This is a genomic window from Pseudoalteromonas sp. ABE4_541, assembly GCF_056312285.1.
Genome location: NZ_JBSVEM010000004.1, coordinates 161,356 through 182,316, shown reverse-complemented (window position 1 = coordinate 182,316; position 20,961 = coordinate 161,356). Strand labels below are relative to the sequence as shown.

General features: G+C 44.1%; 18 protein-coding genes. 3 read left to right on the top strand and 15 right to left on the bottom strand.

What is annotated here, in order from left to right; genetic code table 11:
- The first annotated feature begins 121 nt into the window (after nucleotides 1-121).
- Nucleotides 122-1,447 (top strand): CDP-diacylglycerol--serine O-phosphatidyltransferase, encoded by a 1,326-nt coding sequence (gene pssA, locus ACW689_RS05850; RefSeq protein ID WP_476289268.1) that lies wholly within the window; start codon nucleotides 122-124, stop codon nucleotides 1,445-1,447.
- A gap of 100 nt (nucleotides 1,448-1,547) precedes the next feature.
- Here pssA and asnB read toward each other — a convergent pair whose 3' ends face one another.
- The 7 genes from asnB to ACW689_RS05815 all read right to left on the bottom strand — a co-directional run bounded on the left by asnB (nucleotide 1,548) and on the right by ACW689_RS05815 (nucleotide 9,589).
- Nucleotides 1,548-3,209, bottom strand: a complete 1,662-nt coding sequence (gene asnB / locus ACW689_RS05845; RefSeq protein WP_476289266.1) for an asparagine synthase B — start codon at nucleotides 3,207-3,209, stop codon at nucleotides 1,548-1,550.
- 558 nt (nucleotides 3,210-3,767) lie between these two features.
- Complete coding sequence (gene pcp, locus ACW689_RS05840) at nucleotides 3,768-4,430, bottom strand: pyroglutamyl-peptidase I (RefSeq protein ID WP_476289264.1); 663 nt, start codon at nucleotides 4,428-4,430, stop codon at nucleotides 3,768-3,770.
- Nucleotides 4,423-5,442: a DUF979 domain-containing protein gene (locus ACW689_RS05835; protein ID WP_476289262.1), complete on the bottom strand. Its 1,020-nt coding sequence runs from the start codon at nucleotides 5,440-5,442 to the stop codon at nucleotides 4,423-4,425. Before ACW689_RS05835 ends, pcp begins: the two co-directional genes overlap by 8 nt.
- Entirely contained in the window at nucleotides 5,439-6,167 is a 729-nt protein-coding gene (locus ACW689_RS05830; protein WP_476289260.1) for a DUF969 domain-containing protein, read from the bottom strand. The genes ACW689_RS05835 and ACW689_RS05830 overlap by 4 nt, the downstream gene beginning before the upstream one ends.
- Nucleotides 6,168-6,176: 9 nt before the next feature.
- A complete protein-coding gene (locus ACW689_RS05825; RefSeq protein WP_476289258.1) occupies nucleotides 6,177-7,103 on the bottom strand; it encodes a 5-oxoprolinase subunit C family protein in 927 nt (308 codons plus the stop codon).
- Nucleotides 7,097-7,753 (bottom strand): 5-oxoprolinase subunit PxpB, encoded by a 657-nt coding sequence (pxpB, locus tag ACW689_RS05820; protein WP_476289256.1) that lies wholly within the window; start codon nucleotides 7,751-7,753, stop codon nucleotides 7,097-7,099. Before pxpB ends, ACW689_RS05825 begins: the two co-directional genes overlap by 7 nt.
- 318 nt (nucleotides 7,754-8,071) lie before the next feature.
- Nucleotides 8,072-9,589 (bottom strand): leucyl aminopeptidase, encoded by a 1,518-nt coding sequence (locus ACW689_RS05815; RefSeq protein ID WP_476289254.1) that lies wholly within the window; start codon nucleotides 9,587-9,589, stop codon nucleotides 8,072-8,074.
- 182 nt (nucleotides 9,590-9,771) lie between these two features.
- Between ACW689_RS05815 and msrA the strand changes: the two genes are divergently transcribed.
- On the top strand, nucleotides 9,772-11,049 hold the full coding sequence (gene msrA, locus ACW689_RS05810) for a peptide-methionine (S)-S-oxide reductase MsrA (RefSeq protein ID WP_476289453.1): 1,278 nt from the start codon (nucleotides 9,772-9,774) through the stop codon (nucleotides 11,047-11,049).
- A 77-nt stretch (nucleotides 11,050-11,126) separates the two neighbouring features.
- Here the strand turns inward: msrA and ACW689_RS05805 are convergent, their stop codons facing one another.
- The 8 genes from ACW689_RS05805 to ACW689_RS05770 form a co-directional block, all read right to left on the bottom strand.
- Entirely contained in the window at nucleotides 11,127-11,786 is a 660-nt protein-coding gene (locus ACW689_RS05805; RefSeq protein ID WP_476289252.1) for a CoA transferase subunit B, read from the bottom strand.
- 10 nt (nucleotides 11,787-11,796) lie between these two features.
- A complete protein-coding gene (locus tag ACW689_RS05800) occupies nucleotides 11,797-12,495 on the bottom strand; it encodes a CoA transferase subunit A (RefSeq protein WP_476289250.1) in 699 nt (232 codons plus the stop codon).
- A 72-nt stretch (nucleotides 12,496-12,567) separates the two neighbouring features.
- Entirely contained in the window at nucleotides 12,568-13,470 is a 903-nt protein-coding gene (locus ACW689_RS05795) for a hydroxymethylglutaryl-CoA lyase (protein WP_476289248.1), read from the bottom strand.
- The gene (locus tag ACW689_RS05790; RefSeq protein WP_476289246.1) at nucleotides 13,471-15,417 is read right to left on the bottom strand and encodes an acetyl/propionyl/methylcrotonyl-CoA carboxylase subunit alpha; all 1,947 of its coding nucleotides are present in this window, start codon (nucleotides 15,415-15,417) and stop codon (nucleotides 13,471-13,473) included. It lies immediately after the preceding gene.
- A 10-nt stretch (nucleotides 15,418-15,427) separates the two neighbouring features.
- On the bottom strand, nucleotides 15,428-16,210 hold the full coding sequence (locus ACW689_RS05785; RefSeq protein WP_476289244.1) for an enoyl-CoA hydratase-related protein: 783 nt from the start codon (nucleotides 16,208-16,210) through the stop codon (nucleotides 15,428-15,430).
- Nucleotides 16,211-16,222: 12 nt separating this feature from the next.
- Nucleotides 16,223-17,830, bottom strand: coding sequence for a carboxyl transferase domain-containing protein (locus ACW689_RS05780; RefSeq protein WP_476289242.1), 1,608 nt, complete (start codon nucleotides 17,828-17,830; stop codon nucleotides 16,223-16,225).
- 10 nt (nucleotides 17,831-17,840) lie between these two features.
- A complete protein-coding gene (locus ACW689_RS05775) occupies nucleotides 17,841-19,016 on the bottom strand; it encodes an isovaleryl-CoA dehydrogenase (protein WP_476289240.1) in 1,176 nt (391 codons plus the stop codon).
- Between the two features lie 21 nt (nucleotides 19,017-19,037).
- Entirely contained in the window at nucleotides 19,038-19,433 is a 396-nt protein-coding gene (locus tag ACW689_RS05770) for a MerR family transcriptional regulator (RefSeq protein ID WP_476289238.1), read from the bottom strand.
- Between the two features lie 306 nt (nucleotides 19,434-19,739).
- On the opposite strand from ACW689_RS05770, the gene ACW689_RS05765 reads away from it, so the two are divergent.
- Nucleotides 19,740-20,918, top strand: coding sequence for a thiolase family protein (locus ACW689_RS05765; RefSeq protein ID WP_476289236.1), 1,179 nt, complete (start codon nucleotides 19,740-19,742; stop codon nucleotides 20,916-20,918).
- Nucleotides 20,919-20,961: the final 43 nt, after the last annotated feature.

Genomic DNA, 20,961 nt, shown 5'->3' with positions numbered 1-20,961 from the left:
TATTTAAGCCTTCAGTTGCAAAAGCAACGCTAACCCATGACCAAATTGATTTTTTTTGGTATGTTCTTAGTAATTTTGTTTCGTTATTCTTCATAGAGTAACCCCTAACGAATAGGTATTTATGGCATTTTGGCAGGATACACCTGGATTTGCATTGAATGCGCAGAGCGTACAGGTTCTGACTGACGCGAAGCAGTATCATCAGACACTGCTTCGCTTGATACGCAGTGCAAAGCGTAGGATCTATATAACAGCTTTGTATTTACAAGATGACGAGGCCGGAAGAGAAATTTTAAGTGCTTTACATGAAGTCTCACTTACAGATCCAAAAATAGAAATTAACGTGTTAGTTGATTATCACCGCGCTCAGCGAGGGTTAATTGGCGAGGCGAAATCGGAAGGGAATGCTCGGCTTTATTGTGACGAATTGGAAGCTTCACAAAGTAATGTGAAAGTTTTTGGTGTGCCAGTCAAAGCAAAAGAGCTATTTGGTGTCTTACACCTTAAAGGGTTCGTGATTGATGATACAGTGCTTTACAGCGGGGCGAGTCTTAACAATGTATATTTGCATCAAGGCGACAAATACCGCCTCGACAGGTATTTTGTTATTGAGCAGGCAGGTCTTGCGCAAAGCTTTTGTGATTTTACTGATAAATATTTGCTTAGCTCTGAGGCAGTGCCAAGGTTAGATAAACGCCCATTACCTAAATTTATAGATATCAAGATTGCGCAAAAGCAACTTATGCGCGATCTAAAAAAAGCGAAATACGGTTTTGATGAAGCGGACTGTTTTAATAGTCTTAACGTGAGACCATTCCTTGGCTTTGGACGTCGTACAAATAAGCTTAACCGATTGATCAAAGCCTTGTTTGACACAACGGAACAAGAGCTGGTGCTCTACACGCCTTATTTTAATTTTCCAGCGCCGTTGCTTCGCTCATTGCGACGTTTGCTTAAACTCGGTCGACAAGTGACAATTGTGGTCGGCGATAAAACCGCCAACGATTTTTATATTTGTCCAGAGCAGCCATTTAGTAAGATCGGTGCGTTGCCGTATCTGTATGAAACGATTTTAAGGAAATTTTTAAAGTCTCAACATCGTTTTATTAAGTCCGGTCACCTGAAAGTTTATCTGTGGAAAGATGGCGGTAACTCGTTTCATTTAAAAGGGATCTGCAAAGATAGTCACACGCATTTATTGAGTGGCCACAATTTGAACCCTCGTGCTTGGGGATTAGATATTGAAAATGGTATTTTGATTGAAGATCCTAATCAGTTTATTTTGGCCGACATTCAGCGCGAAAAACAGGCTATTTTAGCAAATTGTCGCTTGCTATCAGGTCCTGAAGATGTGGAAACGATAGAAGACTACCCTTTGCCAGTTAAAAAACTATTAGGTCAGGCTAAGCGCGTTAAAGTAGACTTTATAATCAAGCGCTTTATTTAAAACTGAAGGCTAAAACAAAAAAACCGCGTTAGAATACGCGGTTTTTTTGCTTAACTTAACGCCACACACTTACATGTAGCGCTCAGTAATTATTGCTTGTTTAGTAAGCATCGTTGTGCACTTTAGCTGCGCGGCCTGATGGATCGGCATTGTTTTGGAATGATTCATCCCATGCAAGCGCTTGTGGTGTAGAGCAAGCAACTGACTTGCCATGCGGAACGCATTGAGCAGCGGCATCACCAGGGAAATGTTCCGTAAATATTTGGCGATAGAAGTAGGCTTCTTTACTATCAGGTGTATTAATAGGGAAGCGGTACTGTGCATTTGCAAGATCTTGATCAGACACTTGTTCTTCAACGTAGGCTTTTAAAGAGTCAATCCAGCTGTATCCAACCCCATCTGAAAATTGCTCTTTTTGACGCCATAACACTTCTTCTGGCAGATAACCGTCAAAAGCTTCACGAAGAATATGTTTCTCAATACGACCATTTTTACACATTTTGTATTCAGGGTTGGTACGCATGGCAACATCCACGAACTCTTTATCTAAAAATGGCACTCGCGCTTCTACGCCCCATGCTGCCATTGATTTATTGGCTCGCAAACAGTCAAACATGTGTAGTTTAGAAACTTTACGATTAAGCTCTTCATGAAACTCTTGTGCATTTGGCGCTTTGTGGAAATATAGATAACCACCAAATAGCTCATCGGCCCCTTCACCCGAGAGTACCATTTTGATACCCATTGCTTTGATTTGACGAGACATAAGGTACATAGGTGTTGATGCACGTACCGTTGTTACGTCATAGGTCTCTAGGTGATAAATGACTTCTTTAAGTGCATCAATACCTTGTTGAACCGTGAAATGAATAGGGTGGTGAACTGTACCAATAGCATCTGCCACTTTTTGAGCTGCCGCAAGATCGGGCGAGCCTTCTAAGCCAATTGAGAAAGAATGCAGCTTTGGCCACCAAGCATCCGATGCATCGTTGTCTTCAATACGTTTTGCGGCAAACTTCTGCGTGATAGCTGAAATGACCGACGAGTCTAAACCGCCAGACAACAACACACCATAAGGTACGTCACACATTAATTGACGTTTCACTGCGGCTTCTAACGCGTCTTTTACTTCACTTGGTTCAGCCGCGTTCTCTTTTACCGCATCAAACGTTTGCCAATCTCGGTGGTAGTAGGGGCGTAAACTGCCTTCTTTAGAATACAAATAATGACCAGGAGGAAATTCTTCAATTTGCGTACAAATAGGCGTTAACGCTTTCATCTCACTTGCAACGTAGAAGTTGCCATGCTGGTCGCGACCCGTGTAAAGCGGGATGATCCCGATATGGTCTCGGCCGATTAAATAGGCATCTTGCTCTTCATCATACAAACAGAATGCAAAAATACCGTTCAGATCATCTAAAAATTCAGGACCTTTTTGTTTATAAAGCGCCAAAATCACTTCACAGTCAGATTCTGTTTGAAAGTCAAAATCGACTTCTAAATTTTTAGCTAACTCTTTATGGTTATAAATCTCGCCGTTAACGGCCAAAATATGCGTTTTCTCTGGGTTATAAAGGGGTTGGGCACCGCTAGAAACCCCTACAATTGCCAAACGCTCGTGTACCAATATGGCTTTATCGGACGCGTAAACACCAGACCAATCAGGTCCTCTGTGACGCAGTAGTTTAGACATTTCAATCGCTTGAGAGCGAAGCTGTGTGGGATCGGACTTAAGTTCCAATACGCCAAAAATTGAACACATAAAATACCTCATTCCTGTGTTGATGATTTATTGTTTTGCTTGCCAATACATTCCGCTTTTTTAAAGATACAAAGTATTAACTTAGAGATAGATTTATCAGAATTAATCTCATAAGTCACATACAAAAGCGCATTTTAGGTTAAAGCATTCAGTGATTTTACGGTGCAAGTTTGGTATAAAATTGCACCAACGAGGTGCAATATGGTGTGTGTTTATGTGAGTCTTCGCACTTTGGCTTAAAAGACTCGAGCTAAACTGTTCAAAAACAGAGTCGTTTCGCACTGTATTGGTGCATTAGGGGCAGATACTCAAATGAAAAATTACAGTATAAAAACTGTAAAAGCAGCTAGATGCTGCTTTTGTTCGTGATACTTTCTTTTGACTTGTGAGCTTTTATTATTCAGGCCTAACTTCTTTTGGAAATTGATCACCACCGCTACCACCATTGATTTGCTTTAAAAGACTCGGCGAAGTGATTACTTTTTTAGTTGCAGGTGTTGTCTGTGTCATTCTATTTTTCCTTAATGAGATTTGAACAATTAAACATTTTATATAAATTCAATGGGTTGTACCAGCGGCAACCTTTATATCTTGTTTTTCTTGAAGTGCGCTCGTGATTAAAACTTTTAATCCACTCACCATAGTTTCTAGGCTCATACTCGGTGCGCTTGCATGATTAACAGCTTGTGATGGCAGATAAGGGATATGAACAAATCCCCCTTTAATGTGTGTATCATGTTGGTTAATTAAGTGCATTAAGCCATACATCACATGGTTGCATACGTAAGTACCTGCGGTGTTTGAAATAGCAGCCGGGATTTGCGCCTGATGTAGTGCAACTAACAGTCTTTTTATCGGCAAATTTGTGAAATAGGCAGCTGGAGCACCCGCGATCACCGGCGTGTCAATTGGCTGCTTGCCCGCATTGTCTTCAATTCTCGCATCATTAATATTGATAGCAACACGTTCAATAGAAAGCTCGGAGCGGCCCCCCGCTTGACCAATACATAAAACAAGCTGCGGTGCATATTTATCAATCGCGAGATGAAGTTCGCGCAGTGAGGTATTAAATTCGCATGGCAGCTCTTTGGTATGTACCACACAGCCGCCGATATATTCGCCCTCCAATTGCGACACAGCTTGCCAAGAAGGATTGATTTGCTCGCCACCAAATGGGGCAAAGCCAGTGAGTAAAATGCTGGGTTTTTGCGCTTTAGTCATTAAAGACAACTCCGTACATAAGCAGAATATTGATTGCCAACAAGGTCAATGCTGTCGGTATTTGTACTTTTATCACTTGGTATTTATCTTTTAAATCAAGCAACGCTGCTGGAACAATATTAAAGTTTGCAGCCATCGGGGTCATAAGCGTACCGCAGTAGCCCGAATACATGCCAATGGCGACCAGTGGTGCAGGGGACGCGCCATGCCCTTGAATAAGAAACGGGACAGCAACACCTGCGGTCATGACTGGAAACGCGGCAAAAGCATTCCCCATAACCATAGTAAACAGCGCCATACCTGTACAATATAGTACCACCAACATAAATCGGTTATCGGGTGAGATAAATATAGTAACAAGGTCTTGAATTGCAGTCCCAGTTTGCGCCACGATAAACACACCACCTAGCATAGCGAGCATTTGCGGTAAAATGGCCGCCCAACCGATAGAATCAACTAAGCGGCGCGACTCACCTAGCGCAAGTAAAGGGTTGCCAGTGGTGATTTTCCAACCGACCAAAAGGGCCGTTGCGCACGCAAGCGTTAACGATGCCAAGGTGATATAAGATTGGTCGAATAGATACACGCTACCAATATGAATATCTTTAAGAATAATGGCACATACAACGGTGACAATGGGGATGAGCACGGCGGGTACAAACAGCTTGTTACCAAACTTTTTCGCGTTTTGCTCTAGCTCTTCTAATGACGGCTTATGATAACTACCCATGGATACTTTGCCCAAGCCCGCGAGTAAGGCAATCAGCAACACGCTGCAACCAACCCATCGGTATGTCAAAGACTCTCCGACTAGCTTTATAGATAAATCGCCAAACAAAAACACATTCCCAAATAGGAACCAAAATAGAGCTGTAGTCCATTTTTTTGGATGGTCGGGATCTTGAATGGTTTTTACGACTAAAAACATCACAATAAACCCGAGAATAAGGTAAATGTTATTGATTGATATAATCGATGTTGACTCAACAGAGGTGTTTACTGGTGTGCTCATGATACTTCCTCACTCGCATGTGCTCGCTCAAATACTTTAGCTTTGTCGATTGCTCGAGTGATTTTAGCTTCTAACCGGGCCAGCCTGAATAAGTGGACGATTAAAGCCGCAATGGCAGTTGGAATAGCCCATAGGCCAATATAAAGGGGTTCAATACCTGCGATGCCATTTTCTCGCAAGAATGCGTCCATGAGTAGCACGGCGCCAAAAGCGATGAAAATGTCTTCACCAAAGAACACCGCAATGTTGTCACAAGCAGCGGCATGGGCGCTGATCATATCTTGAACATGCTTGGGTAATTCACCGTGCTTGTTACTCGCAGCGCCCAGTGCCATAGGAGCGAGGAGTGGTCTAACCGTTTGCGGCTGACCCGCTAGATTGATCAATCCAAGGGCCGCAGAGCACTCCCTAACAACAAAGTACACAGCGAGTATTCTTGCTGTAGTGGCTGATTTTATTGTCGCAACCCACGCAGTCGCGCGCTGTTGAAGACCAAAGCGCTCTAATAATGCGATGACCGGTAAAATGAGTAAAAAGCTTGCAAGTTGGCGTGAGTTCATAAATTTCTCACCAAAAGTTTCCAACAATGCCAGTAGCTCGATATCGACTGCCCATCCAGTCACCAGTCCTGCAACACACACAACCAATAACGGGTTAAAGCGTAAGGCAAAACCAAATACCACAATGACAATACCTATCAGTGGCAGTAGGTTGAGTTCATTCATGTTATTACTCTAATTATTATTATTTTTGGCTAAGTTAAACTGAGCTAAATGAGCACTTAATTTATCACTGGCTTTATGAGCTTGCTCAAGCGTACATTCAACAAAGTTACATTGTTGATTTGCACCAAGCTGGCTAAACATACGTAGATCTGCGTCAATTACGGTCGCGATAATGGGGTAACCTCCCGTAGTTTGGCAGTCATTGAGTAATACGATTGGCTCACCATTGGGTGGCAATTGTATAACGCCCGGGTGTACCGCTTGCGTTGGTATACTGACTTGATGCGCAAGTTCGTTATTACCTAAAAGTCGGGCACCCATTCTATTACTCGCGTCGCTTATAACCCAAGTTTGAGTAATAAAGCGCTCAAATACGTCTGAAGCTAGCTTATCACAATGTGGTCCTTTAAGTACTCGTACCTGTTTCGTGTATTTCGGTTGCATTACACCAAGGTGAGCGAGCGCTTTGGCGCTAGTTGTATAATTTACACAGTCGCCATTTTTTAATGCGTGACCATGAAGGCCACCAAAATTGGCTTGGAGATCGGTTGAACATGAGGCCAGTGTTGGCTCGAGGCTGAAGCCCCCTTGAACGGTAAAATATGCTCGCTGAGCATGCGCACTGCTGGCGAAAGTGAGCTTATCTCCAGCGCATGCGTGATAACGCCAGCCGGGGTAAATGGCTTTGCCAGCCAACTTTGCTTTAAGGTCACCACCGGTTAAGGCAAAGTTACATGGCTGCGTAAATTCAAACTCTGCCATCCCGATGGTGACTTCAATGACTGCATTATGTGTTTTATTGTCGAGTAAAAAGTTTGCTAAGCAGACAGCAAAAGGGTCTAAGGCACCGCTGCGACCAACACCAAAATGACGGTAGCCAAATCGACCAATGTCTTGAATACTGCACATAACACCGCTTTTGATAACTTTTAACATATCCCCTCCTTAGTTGGGATAAATTTAATTTCATCGCCCGGCGCAAACAAGCTTGGAGGATTTTTCGTTGCATCAAATAAGGGAGTTGAGCAATGCGCGATTAAGTGCCAGCCACCAGGTGAACAACTTGGGTAAATCGCACTAAGGTCTTCGGCGATCGCCACCGAACCTTTGGGTACCTGCTTACGCGGCGTAGATTTTCTCGGTAACTGTAGAGCTTGTGGTAGTGTGCCTAGATAAGCAAACCCAGGTAAAAATCCCAAAAATTCAACTTGATAAGTACAATCACTGTGTAGCTCAACAACTTGTTTTGATGTTATTCCTAATTTAAGAGCAACATCCTCTAAATCAGGTCCAAATTTGCCACCATAGGTGACATCGATAGCATGCCTGGTTTGACTTAATGCAACCTCAGCAGCTTCTTCCCACAGCAGCATTGCTTTTTTAAGCCAGTATCGATATTGATTAGGATCTGCTAAATACGCAGTCACAGAAGATTTTGCAGGCACAACATCTATGAAAGCCCTAGTATGTTGCAAACTGACTGTTAGAGCGAATAGCCGGCGTTGTTCACTAGGAGAGGGGTTGTCGGTTTGCAAAGCCACGACAATGGCTGTCTCACCTAACAGGTAACTGTATGCATCCATCATAACGATTTTCTTTTTTATTATCTTGCACCTAGTATAGCTAATCAATGAGGGGGGAATGCAAGAGATATAAAAAAGCCACGCTAAGCATGGCTAAATTATTAGGGGGTATTGATCTTTTGCTATGCGTTTTTGCAGCGATCATTCGGGTATTTGTGTCAGGCAGAGCCTGCACCGCATAGTCAATGACCGAATGGCGCTGCGCAAAGGTTTTCATTTTGGCGTCATACGCTACTTACATAGGTCACTAAGGTCATAGCACGCTGTATTACATAAAGCCTTTGATTTGAACAAAAACCACACCTCAAAGATTTACACGCCTTAGTTTTTATCCAACAACCACTCGCTTAATAAACGCACACCATAACCTGTGCCTCCTGTAGCAAGTTCTCCTTTTGGTAACTCGTTCAAGGCATTACCGGCAATATCAATGTGTACCCAACGAGTGTCACCCGCAAAATGTTGTAAAAATGCAGCCGCAGTTGTTGCGCCAGGGCCCTCGTATGCCACATTGGTAATGTCAGCGATATTCGACTTCAGTAGGTCTTTATAGCCAAGTGGTAAACGCCATACCTGCTCGTTGACTTGTTTACCAGCAAGTGTCAACTCTTTGATTAGATGTTCATCGTCAGAGAAAATGGCGCTGTATCGATTCCCAACTGCGCGTATTTTTGAACCAGTGAGAGTTGCAACGTCAATCATAACCTCAGGTTTGAAGTGCTCTCTTGCATACCACATCGCATCACTAAGTACTAAGCGGCCCTCTGCATCGGTATTAAGTACCTCAACACTGATGCCTTCTGCTGTACGCAGAACATCACCGGGCGCAATAGCATTTTCAGATACCATATTAGCAGCCATCCCCATGACAGCAACAACGTTGACATCAGCTTTGCTTAGCGCCATAGCCTTAACCGTCCCAAGTACAGCAGCGGCACCAGCCATATCTGACTTCATACGTGCAATTGATTTACCTGTTTTAATGCTGTAGCCACCTGAATCGAATGTGATCCCTTTACCCACTAGAGCGATTGGTGTGTCGTTGTTACCTTCATAATGTGCAACGACTAAGCGAGCGCCTTCTTTACTACCACGACCAACGCCTTCAAGCGCGCCCATACCCAGTGCTTTGATTTGCTCCGGCTCTAGTATTGTAACTTTCACACCATATTGCTCAAGCGATTTTGCGGCTTTGGCAAAATCGACAGGCGTCATTTCCGTGGCCACTTCCGATGTTAAATCTCGTGCTAGAAATACGCCCTGTTGAATATGTTCCAGCGTTTTGTATGTTTTACTTGTACTTTGCGCACTCGCAACTTTAACTGAATAATTCAGCTCGGTTGAGCTCGATTCTTGTTTTTTATAAACGTCAAATTCATGGTCACGTAGGTTAGCGCCATGAGCAAACTGTGCTGCAAGTTCACTGTTATCGATCTGACCTTGAACGTTTTCAAATGCGATTGTAACTTGGCTTGCTTTAATACTTTCTAAGTGAGCATGAATATTACCGCCTAGTTCAGCCATTTTGGCTGAGTTTAATTCATCTTTATCACCTAAGCCGACAACAACAATACGCTCGTAATCGCTGTCTACAGGCGCAAGTAGTTCGACATGCGTGCCATACTTAGCATCAAACTGAGCACTCTTAAGGGCTTTACTTAATTGCTTACGCGTATCTCTATCTAGGAACTTAAATTGCTCATTACTCTTTTGTGCTTTAAAGAGCAATAGAGTGTCACCTTGAACTAATTTTGATGTGAATTGAAACTCAGCGGCGTTTACGCTCGTTGCACTTAGAGCTACAAATGAAAGCGTTGCGCACTGTATTAGTTTTTTCATAACTGCGTCCTATGATCATATTTGTAGATGCGTTTTACCCTAAAATGGCGGTATTGATAACAATAACTCGGCGAAGTGCCGAATATAGTCGTCCAGTTAAAAGTTGAAATTTGTTTTAAAGGTTCTTGGTCTACTGCTAAATACAATGAATTAAACTTAAACGGAGCAGTTGAATGTCAGATATGTATAAATGTTTGGTGTTATTGATAGGCTTTGTACTCGCATCTTGGGCATTTGCACAAACCGAATCAACGGATAAGCTTGATCAAGCGAGCGTACATGTTAAAACACTGGTTTTGGGTTCAGGATGTTTCTGGGGCGCAGAAAAACGCTACGAGCAAATGACTGGCGTGCTAGATGCTGTGTCAGGCTATGCGGATGGAAAAGGCTTTGCAGCGAGTTATAAAGAGATAACAAAACGTAGCAGGCGCTTTGATGAAAATAATTATGCGGAAGTGGTTAAAGTAACATACAACGCTAATGTGATTAGCACGGAGCAACTATTAAAAAGTTATTTTGAGAGCCATGACCCAACACAAAAAAATAGGCAAGGCAATGATGTGGGGACTCAGTATCGCTCGACCATTTTGTTCACTGAAGAAGCGCAAAGATCTTTAGCGTATAGACTAAAAAATGCGTATCAGGCTAAGTTGTCTGATGCCGGGTTTGGTGAAATCAAAACGAAAATAAAAAAGCTGGATGTGTTTTATCCTGCAGAAACGTATCACCAAGACTATTTGGTAAAAAACCCCAATGGCTACTGCCCAGATCATTCAACAGGTGTGGAATTTAGTGAGCAAACAGGTGATATACAACCGCAAGCGTCGAGCAACAAAGCACTACTTGCAGGTAAACACATCGTTATTTTGGACGCAAAAGGATATTGTCCATATTGTGAAAAATTCAAAAAGACAGTTATAAACGACTATCAAGGCACTATTGCGCTTCATTTCAGACATGCAGACCAACTGCAATCACTCGATATAAAAACACCAACTTGGGCTACACCGACCATTATTTTCATAGAGGATGGCAAAGAGGTATATGCACATCAAGGCTTTATGAACAAAGCAACGTTTTACAAAGCGCTTGGTGCGTTTAAGTTGGGCGACTCAGAAGCGTTTCGCGTGGCCTTTAACAGCGCGACCGATGCGCCATTTTGTAAGCAGTACGATTTGTTCAAAAAAACAGGTGAGGGGCTCTTTATTGACAAGCTCAGTGGCGCCCCATTGTTTGATACAAAAGACAGGTTTAACTCTGGCACGGGTTGGCTGTCATTTAAGCATCCGGTGAAGGGAAGTGTGACTTATCATCAAGACAATAGCCATGGTATGCGTCGCACCGAAATTCGCTCGAAATCAAGTGGAATACACCTTGGCCATGTATTCGAGAACGAAGGGCCTGGAGGTGCTGATCGATATTGTATCAATGCAACCGTATTGGAGTTTGTCGCTCGATAAATAAAAAAAACCCCTCGTTAGAGGGGTTTTGGGTAACTCAGCGCCAATGGCACTGGGAATGAGGTCGGTACATTGTGTTAGGCAAATTGCATTTCAGGGATATCGCCGTCGACGATTAGCTTACCTGCTGTTTTGCTTATGATTTCATCAACACTAACACCCGGCGCGCGTTCTAGCAAATGGAATGCGCCGTCTTTTACTTCTAACACGGCTAGGTCAGTTACAATTTTCTTAACACAATTCACACCCGTTAGTGGCAAAGTACATGCTTCTAACAGCTTCGAATCGCCGTGTTTGCTAGCATGGGTCATTGTAACGATAATGTTTTGTGCGCCGGCTACTAAATCCATTGCACCACCCATGCCTTTGATTAATTTTTTCGGGATCATCCAAGAGGCAATATTACCTTGTTGATCCACTTCAAATGCACCTAGAACCGTCAAGTCTACATGACCACCCCTGATCATGGCAAAGCTATCGGCACTATTAAAAATGGCCGCACCTGTTGCAGCTGTCACGGTTTCTTTACCCGCGTTGATCATATCGGCGTCAACTTGGTCTTCAGTTGGGTACGGTCCCATACCTAATAAACCGTTTTCAGATTGCAGCATAACTTCAATACCGTCAGGTACATAGTTAGCAACCAAAGTTGGAATACCAATTCCCAGATTAACGTAATAACCGTCTTGTAGCTCTTGAGCTACGCGCATTGCAACTTGTTCACGTGATAAAGCCATGGTGTTCTCCTTATTTACGCGTAGTTACACGCTCGATGCGTTTTTCAAAGTTACCTTTAATAACGCGGTTAACGTAAATGCCCGGGGTATGAATTTCGCTTGGCTCTAATTCACCTGGCTCGACAATTTCTTCAACTTCAGCCACTGTGATTTTACCCGCAGTTGCTGCCATCGGGTTGAAGTTCATTGCAGTGTGGCGAAATACAAGGTTGCCGTAGCGGTCAGCTTTCCACGCTTTAACAATGGCAAACTCGCCAGTAATTGATTCTTCTAAAATATAAGGGCGACCATCGAATTCTTTAACTTCTTTACCTTCAGCTACAGGCGTACCGTAGCCCGTTGCCGTGTAAAATGCAGGAATGCCCGCACCACCTGCACGCATTTTTTCAGCAAGTGTGCCTTGTGGGGTAAGTTCAACATCAATGATGCCATCTAGTAGTTGCTGTTCAAATAAAGCATTTTCACCAACGTAAGACGCAATGATTTTTTTAATTTGGCGATCGTGTAACAAGATACCAAGACCAAAATCGTCAACACCACAGTTGTTTGATACAACTGTTAATTCTTTTGTTTGTTTACGCTTAATTTCGTTGATCAAGCCCTCTGGGATACCACATAACCCGAAGCCGCCTGCAATGATGGTGTCGCCATCTTTCAATCCATCCATCGCTTGCGCGTAGCTTGTAACAACTTTATCGAAACCGGCCATGAGCCCACTCCTAAAGATTATTTATTGTTCAATATGCACGAAACTACAATGCATATAAATTATGTATGCTTTTTAATCGCACTTCGCTTTTAAAGCCAAAGAGACCTTACTTACTGGGGGTTTATTGAGCGCCTCGCAAATTGCCCAACCAGCTTTGGCTAGTCTTTCTAAATCAATTTGGGGGTCAATGCCAAGTCCTTGCAATAAGTAAACGACATCTTCTGTGGCAACATTTCCTGACGCGCCCTTGGCATAGGGACAACCACCCAGTCCAGCAACGGCACTATCGACCGTTGAAATGCCCATTTCTAGTGCTTTGCTGATGTTTGCGAGTGCTTGGCCATAAGTGTCATGAAAGTGCACCGCAAGCTTGTCAGCGCTGATATGTTGCAATAATACGTTAAGCAATCGCTCGACCTTATTGGGGGTGCCGACACCTATCGTGTCACCTAAGCTTACTTCGTAACAACCAAGAGCCAACAATTGTTTACACACATCAAGAACCATTTCTGGTTCGACCTCTTCTTGGTAAGGGCAGCCTAAAACACAGCTGACATAGCCGCGCACTTTTACACCATTGGTACGCGCCAACTCTATGACTGGTTTGAAGCGCTCAATACTTTCATTGATTGAACAATTGATGTTTTTTTGAGTAAACGCTTCGCTTGCGGCAGTAAAAATCGCGAACTCTTTTATGCCGACTTCAAGAGCTGCGTGTGCGCCTTTAAGGTTAGGTGTCAACGCACTTAGGTTTACGTCTTTACTTACCTTAATATTGTTGATCACGTCACTCGAGTCGGCCATTTGTGGCACCCACTTAGGTGACACAAAGGCACCGGCTTCAATATCTTTTAGGCCTGCCTCGGCAAGTGCATTGATAAGCGATACTTTTTGTTCCGTGGTCACGCTGGCTTCATTTTGTAAGCCATCACGTGCGCCCACTTCGACAATACGTACTTTTTTTGGGTATGACATTTATGCCTCCAAAGGCTCTACGATGGCAAGCATGTCACCGTGGCTTACCAATTCGCCTTCACCAAAACAGTAGCTGGTCAACGTGCCGTCAAATGGGGCGTTGAGGGTGTATTCCATCTTCATCGCTTCAATGACAACAACAGCGTCGCCTTTACTTACTTGTGTGTTTAGCGCTTGTAAGTGTTTGACAACCGTACCATTGAGCGGTGCTGCAAGCGGAGCCGCCTCGTGTTCATGCTCACTGATGTAATGCTTAGATTTAAGATCAAAGCTGTGCGCATACGCTTGATACATCACCGTAATTGACTCTTCATTACAAAGCACATTTGCGATGTACTTGCTGCCATTGATGGTTGCAGTAAGTTCAGTGCCCGTAAGGTCAGCGGTTAGCATAAATTGCTTGTTGTTTAATTCTACATTTATTGAGTCACTGGTAAGTTTGGCGAGTACAGGCTCGTCGATAAAAGGTACCTCAACGGTCGCAATTTGATTGAGTCTAAAACCAAGCGCAGTTTGCCAAGGTGTTGCGCCAGTTGGTTTGTTTGCAATGTAGGCTGCAATGGCGAGCAATTTCATTTGCTCAAGCGGCATAGGCTGTTGAGTTAGCGTCTCGGTTTGGCTATCAATAAAGTGGGTATCCGGCGCGCCCGCTGTAAAAGTAGGGTGGCCTGATAAGTGATGTAAAAATGCAATGTTGCTTTTTACGCCAGCTAAATGCACTTCTTCTAACGCATGGTGTAACTTAAGCAGGGCCGTTTCCCTGTCTGGTCCATGAACAATCAACTTTGCTATCATGGGATCATAGAAAGAGCTGATCTCGGCGCCTGTTTGTACACCGGTATCGATACGCACGCCGGTATTCTCTTGCGGAAAAGACAAGTGCGTTAATTCGCCAGAGAAAGGCATGAAGTTTTCACGCGGATCTTCAGCGTAAATACGTGCTTCGAAACTGTGGCCTGTTAGACTTACTTGCTCTTGAGTCAGTGGAAGTGTTTGACTGTTGGCAACACGAATTTGCCATTCAACCAGATCCAAACCTGTAACCATCTCTGTAACGGGGTGTTCTACTTGTAGACGCGTGTTCATTTCCATGAAGAAGAACTCGTCACCACAAAGTAAAAACTCCACGGTACCCGCTCCGCGATAATTGATGGCTTGAGCACAGCGTACCGCTGCTTCACCCATTTCTTTACGTAGCTTGTCAGATAAACCAGGTGCTGGCGCTTCTTCGATGACTTTTTGGTGACGACGTTGTAATGAACAGTCTCGGTCGCCTAAATAAACGCAATTGCCGTGGTTGTCAGCAAATACTTGCACTTCGACGTGACGCGGTGTATCAACGTAACGCTCTAACAAGACAAGGTCGTTACCAAACCCAGCCAGTGCTTCACGCTTTGCACCATCAAGCGAGGCTAAAAATTCAGAACTTTGTCGAACCACACGCATGCCTTTACCACCGCCACCAAAGGCGGCTTTGATTAGCACAGGGTAGCCAATTTTTTCGGCTTCTGCGGCTAAAAAGTCGCTGTCTTGATTTTGACCGTAGTAACCAGGCACAAGTGGTACGTTCGCTTGTGCCATAATTTCTTTGGCACGGGTTTTTGATCCCATCGCTTCAATTGAGCTGGCGAGTGGGCCGATAAATACAATGCCGGCTTTTTCGAGCGCTTGCGCAAAGGTATTATTTTCAGATAAAAAGCCGTAGCCGGGGTGAACACAGTCGGCACCGGATAGTTTGGCCACTTCAAGTATTTTATCAGCCACTAAGTAAGAGTCTTTACTGGGAGCTGGACCAATATGATAGGCTTCATCGGCTTGCTGTGCGTGTAATGCATTTGCATCGGCATCAGAGTAAACAGCAACGGTTTTTAAACCTAAGCGCTTAGCGGTTTTCATCACGCGGCAGGCGATTTCGCCACGGTTTGCAATGAGGATTTTCTTCAACATGTTTGATCCCTTATTGTTTAGCCGCGTGTTGCCACTTTGGCGCACGCTTTTCAAAAAAGGCGCTCAAGCCTTCTTGTCCCTCTGGGCTGACGCGAATTTCAGCGATACGTTTTGCTGTGTGGGCAATGAGTTCGTCATTGATATCTTGGCCTGCGACCTCGCTTATGAGTGATTTTGCTGACTGAACAGCTGTCGGGCCATTGTTGAGCAGTGTTTCAATAAAGTACTGCTCGCTTTGCTCTAGGTCATCGCTCACTTCATGAATTAAACCCAAAGAGAGGGCTTGTTCAGCTTTGAACACTTCAGCAGTCAAGAAATAACGGCGGGCTTGGCGTTCACCAATGGCTTTAATCACATAGGGGCTGATCACTGCAGGGATAAGGCCCAGCTTAACTTCGCTTAAGCAAAATTTGGCATCTGGTGTAGCAACAGCAATATCGCAACATGCAATTAAGCCAAGTGCACCTCCAAACGCTGCTCCTTGCACTAAACATAAAGTTGGATGTGGAGACGTTGCTAGCACTGACATCAATTTGGCAAGCTGCGCAGAGTCTGCCACATTTTCTTCGTAATTATTATCTGCCATTGACTTCATCCAACCCAAATCGGCGCCGGCTGAAAAGTGTTTGCCTTGGGTTTTCAGTACGAGCCCACGGATCTCAAGGCTATTGGCATGTTCAATACACTGAATGAGTTCAGCAATGACGGCATCATCAAAAGCGTTATGTTTTTCGGGGCGACTTAACTCTAAAATCGCCACTTTTGTTTTTGTTATCGTTAAAGTGACCGACATAGTCTGCTCCTATTACATTCTGAAAATGCCAAACTTAGATTCTTTACTCGGCGCGTTTGCAGCCGCTTCAAGTGCTAAGCCTAGAACGGTACGTGTATCGGCAGGGTCAATAATGCCATCATCCCAAAGACGGGCACTGGCGTAATAAGGATGACCTTGTTTCTCGTACTGCTCAATGATTGGTTTTTTGAATGTGGCAACTTCTTCGTCACTCATGCTTTCGCCTTTACGAGCTAAACCATCTTGACGTACTTGCGTGAGTACACCAGCAGCTTGCTCACCACCCATTACTGAGATACGTGCGTTTGGCCACATCCACATCATAGTTGGCTCATATGCGCGGCCACACATGCCGTAGTTACCCGCACCGTAAGAACCACCAATGAGTACCGTAAACTTAGGTACGTCGGCACACGATACCGCAGTTACCATTTTCGCACCGTGTTTGGCGATACCTTCTGCTTCGTATTTTTGGCCAACCATAAAGCCTGTGATATTTTGTAAGAACAGCAGTGGAATATCACGCTGTGCACATAGCTGAATAAAGTGGGCACCTTTTTGTGCTGACTCTGAGAATAAAATACCGTTGTTAGCCACAATGCCTACTGGATGACCATAAATTTCAGCAAAGCCAGTCACCAGTGTTTCACCAAAGTAGCGCTTAAATTCATCAAATTGCGAATCGTCTACAATACGCGCGATCACTTCGCGCACATCAAACGGTTTTTTAAGATCGGTACCAACGATGCCGTATATCTCACGAATATCGTAACGCGGCGGTTGAACGTCTTTTAAAATTGGGCGAGTAGGGCGCTGATGATTAATACGAGCAATACACTGACGAGCGATTGAAAGTGCATGTTCGTCATTTTCGGCATAGTGGTCAGCCACTCCAGAGGTTTTACAGTGTACGTCTGCACCGCCTAACTCTTCCGCACTTACTTCTTCACCCGTTGCCGCTTTTACGAGCGGTGGGCCTGCGAGGAAAATAGTTCCTTGCTCTTTAACGATGATACTTTCGTCAGCCATGGCTGGCACATATGCGCCCCCAGCGGTACATAAGCCCATCACCACCGCGATTTGTGGAATGCCTTTGGCCGACATACGCGCTTGGTTATAAAAAATACGGCCAAAGTGCAGTTTGTCTGGAAAAACCTCGTCTTGCTCTGGCAGGTTTGCACCGCCCGAATCGACTAAGTAAATACAAGGTAAGTGACAACGTTCAGCAATTTCTTGTGCACGAAGGTGTTTTTTTACCGTTAACGGGAAATAAGTACCGCCTTTTACGGTGGCATCGTTACCCACAATCATACATTCAACGCCTTGCACGCGGCCAATGCCCGCAACCACGCCAGCACAGGGAATATCTTGCTCATATACGCCAAACGCAGCGAATTGTGAGATCTCTAAAAATGGTGAACCTTCATCCAGTAAGGTATTTATACGGTCTCGAACAAATAGTTTTCCGCGGCTTTGATGACGGGCGATAAGCGCTTCACCGCCACCTTGAGATAATGTTGCGACTTTGTCGTTTAAATCCGCAACCAGCGAAGCCATTGCTTCGCTGTTTGCTTTAAACTGACTGTCGTGAGGGTTAACCGAAGAGTTAAGTACAGTCATGTTTCAATCCTTAGCGGCTTTCAGTGAAAAGCTCTCGTCCAATTAACATACGGCGAATTTCAGATGTACCAGCGCCAATTTCGTAAAGCTTGGCATCACGCAATAAACGGCCTGTTGCGTACTCGTTGATATAGCCGTTACCACCGAGAATTTGAATCGCATCTAGGGCCATTTTGGTTGCAAGCTCAGCGGCATAAAGAATTGCACCAGCAGCATCTTTGCGGGTTGTTTCGCCGCGGTCACACGCTTTTGCTACCGTGTAAACATATGAGCGGGCTGCATTCATCTGTGTGTACATGTCTGCTATTTTGCTTTGGATAAGTTGGAACTCACCAATTGACTGATTGAATTGCTTACGTTCGTGTATGTAAGGTACAACAATGTCCATACAAGCTTGCATAATACCAAGAGGACCCGCTGCTAGTACTACACGCTCATAGTCAAGGCCACTCATTAGCACTTTAACGCCTTCGTTTAAGTTACCAAGAATGTTTTCTTCTGGGACTTCACAGTTTTCAAATACTAATTCACAGGTATTTGAACCACGCATACCCAGTTTGTCTAGTTTTTGTGCTGTGGAAAAACCAGGGAAATCTTTTTCCACGATAAACGCGGTGATACCTTTAGAACCGGCTTGTAAGTCAGTTTTTGCATAAATCACTAACACGTCCGCATCAGGGCCGTTTGTGATCCACATTTTGTTTCCGTTCAATATGTACTTATCGCCTTTTTTCTCGGCTTTTAGTTTCATTGAAACCACGTCAGAACCTGCATTTGGCTCGCTCATCGCCAGTGCACCAACATGCTCACCACTGATCAACTTGGGTAGATATTTGCGTTTTTGCTTTTCATTACCATTACGGTTAATTTGGTTAACACATAAGTTTGAATGTGCACCATAGCTTAGACCAATCGATGCGCTTGCGCGGCTGATCTCTTCCATTGCGATGACATGCTCTAGGTAACCCATACCTGCACCACCAAATTCTTCTGGTACAGTAATACCTAACAAGCCCATATCTCCAAATTGTGGCCATAGGTGATTAGGGAAGCTATTTTCATGATCGGTTTTTTCAGCAATCGGGGCAATTTCAGCACTTGCAAAGCTGTTAACATGATCACGGATCATGTCTGCGGTTTCACCAAGGCCAAAATTCATTTCTTTGTATAATGATACGGTGCTCATATAGCTGCATCCTGTGAAAGGTTATTCTTCTAAATTCTTTAAAGTGTCAAGACAGCGGCGCTCTGCGGTCACCAGCTCCATTAACACCACTTTAATGTCATCCATTTGCTGGCTTAAATCGGCCTTTTTCTCTTCGATCAGCTGCAACATGGTAGTTAATTGTTTCGCGCTTGATTTATCTGCATCGTAAAGTTCAAACAAGCGACCAGTTTCAGCCAATGTGAAGCCCAAACGCTTGCCTCTTAAGATTAGTTTGAGGCGAACTTTGTCACGCTTTGAATAAATTCTGGTTTGTCCATGACGCTCGGGAGATAGCAAGCCCTGATCTTCATAAAAGCGTATACTGCGCGTTGTAATATCAAATTCTTTCGCTAAATCGCTGATTGAGTAGGTTTCTTCGTTTTGGTTATCTTGCATGATGATTTTACACATTGACTTAAGTACTGATTGATTCAATATAAGTGAAGTTTACGTAAAGGTAAAGCGAAGCATGAAAATGATACTTTAGTCGTAGCTGTGAATTATGGGGTATTTTTGCTCTAACCGATAATTTACGCGGTTTGGCAAGCAAAATGTGCAACTTATGTTTACAGAATCACTCAACGCAGTTTGCTTGATTTTAGATTTACGTTGGCGTAAACGTAAATATTATGTATGCTCAATTTAATAAATAAATCATTTAGAGAAGCGCGTTTTTTGAGCGCTTTTAAATAGGAGTTAGAAATGAGTAATGATGCTGTTGTCATTGTAGCCGCAAAACGTACCCCGATGGGTGGCTTTATGGGCGCTTTATCAGACGCCAGTGGTACTGATTTAGGTGCAACCGCGATAAAGAGCGTTATGGCTGAAACGGGTTTAAGCGACGCGTCAATTGACGAAGTGATCATGGGGTGTGTTTTACCTGCAGGACTAGGTCAAGCACCAGCACGTCAAGCAATGCTGCATGCAGGTTTAGCGCGTTCAACTGGCGCGACAACTATTAACAAAGTATGTGGCTCAGGCTTAAAAGCAGCCATGCTGGCGCACGATTTGATCAAAGCGGGCAGCATTAACTCAGCAATCGCGGGCGGTATGGAAAGCATGACAAATTCTCCATACTTCATTCCAAAAGCACGCGGTGGTATGCGTATGGGGCACGGTGAAATTAAAGATCACATGATGGCCGATGGTTTAGAAGACGCATATGATAACAAAGCTATGGGTTGTTTTGCGCAAGATACGGCAGATCAATACGGCATTACCCGTGAGCAAATGGACGAGTTTGCATTAGGCTCACTTAGCAAGGCAAATGCGGCAATCGAAAACGGCAGCTTTCAAAATGAAATCGCGCCGGTAACAATTAAAACGCGCAAAGGCGACGTTGAAGTAAGCATTGATGAGCAACCGGGTAACGCGCGTCCAGAAAAGATCCCAAGCTTACGCCCTGCGTTTAAAAAAGATGGCACTGTAACAGCCGCGAACTCTTCTTCTATTTCTGATGGTGGTGCTGCACTTATTTTGATGAGCGAGTCTGAAGCGAAACGTCACGGATTAACACCACTGTGTAAAATTGCAGCGCATGCAACGCATTCACAACTACCTTCTGAATTTACACTTGCACCGGTGGGCGCGATGAATACCTTACTTGAGCGTACAGGCTGGAGCAAAGAAGACGTCGATCTTTGGGAGATCAATGAAGCATTTGCCATGGTAACTATGCTCGCCATTAATGAAATGGGCTTAGATAGCACTAAAGTAAACGTTAATGGTGGTGCGTGTGCGCTGGGTCACCCAATTGGTGCGAGCGGCGCACGTATTTTAGTGACGCTTATTCATGCATTACGTAACCGTGGTTTGTCAAAAGGTATCGCATCACTGTGTATTGGTGGTGGTGAGGCTGTGGCACTGGCGGTCGAAGTTTAAAATATATTCACACGGCACCAAAACAAAAGGCAAAACAATTACT

What these genes read in the sequence shown, in the direction of transcription:
- msrA (WP_476289453.1), top strand. Translation starts at nt 9,772, where the DNA reads ATGTATAAATGTTTGGTGTTATTGATAGGCTTTGTACTCGCATCTTGG.
- ACW689_RS05770 (WP_476289238.1), bottom strand. Translation starts at nt 19,433, where the DNA reads ATGCAAGATAACCAAAACGAAGAAACCTACTCAATCAGCGATTTAGCG.
- ACW689_RS05800 (WP_476289250.1), bottom strand. Translation starts at nt 12,495, where the DNA reads ATGGCCGGTTTCGATAAAGTTGTTACAAGCTACGCGCAAGCGATGGAT.
- ACW689_RS05775 (WP_476289240.1), bottom strand. Translation starts at nt 19,016, where the DNA reads ATGAGCACCGTATCATTATACAAAGAAATGAATTTTGGCCTTGGTGAA.
- pcp (WP_476289264.1), bottom strand. Translation starts at nt 4,430, where the DNA reads ATGACTAAAGCGCAAAAACCCAGCATTTTACTCACTGGCTTTGCCCCA.
- ACW689_RS05815 (WP_476289254.1), bottom strand. Translation starts at nt 9,589, where the DNA reads ATGAAAAAACTAATACAGTGCGCAACGCTTTCATTTGTAGCTCTAAGT.
- ACW689_RS05785 (WP_476289244.1), bottom strand. Translation starts at nt 16,210, where the DNA reads ATGTCGGTCACTTTAACGATAACAAAAACAAAAGTGGCGATTTTAGAG.
- pxpB (WP_476289256.1), bottom strand. Translation starts at nt 7,753, where the DNA reads ATGATGGATGCATACAGTTACCTGTTAGGTGAGACAGCCATTGTCGTG.
- ACW689_RS05805 (WP_476289252.1), bottom strand. Translation starts at nt 11,786, where the DNA reads ATGGCTTTATCACGTGAACAAGTTGCAATGCGCGTAGCTCAAGAGCTA.
- ACW689_RS05780 (WP_476289242.1), bottom strand. Translation starts at nt 17,830, where the DNA reads ATGACTGTACTTAACTCTTCGGTTAACCCTCACGACAGTCAGTTTAAA.
- ACW689_RS05765 (WP_476289236.1), top strand. Translation starts at nt 19,740, where the DNA reads ATGAGTAATGATGCTGTTGTCATTGTAGCCGCAAAACGTACCCCGATG.
- ACW689_RS05835 (WP_476289262.1), bottom strand. Translation starts at nt 5,442, where the DNA reads ATGAGCACACCAGTAAACACCTCTGTTGAGTCAACATCGATTATATCA.
- asnB (WP_476289266.1), bottom strand. Translation starts at nt 3,209, where the DNA reads ATGTGTTCAATTTTTGGCGTATTGGAACTTAAGTCCGATCCCACACAG.
- ACW689_RS05825 (WP_476289258.1), bottom strand. Translation starts at nt 7,103, where the DNA reads ATGTTAAAAGTTATCAAAAGCGGTGTTATGTGCAGTATTCAAGACATT.
- ACW689_RS05795 (WP_476289248.1), bottom strand. Translation starts at nt 13,470, where the DNA reads ATGTCATACCCAAAAAAAGTACGTATTGTCGAAGTGGGCGCACGTGAT.
- ACW689_RS05790 (WP_476289246.1), bottom strand. Translation starts at nt 15,417, where the DNA reads ATGTTGAAGAAAATCCTCATTGCAAACCGTGGCGAAATCGCCTGCCGC.
- pssA (WP_476289268.1), top strand. Translation starts at nt 122, where the DNA reads ATGGCATTTTGGCAGGATACACCTGGATTTGCATTGAATGCGCAGAGC.
- ACW689_RS05830 (WP_476289260.1), bottom strand. Translation starts at nt 6,167, where the DNA reads ATGAATGAACTCAACCTACTGCCACTGATAGGTATTGTCATTGTGGTA.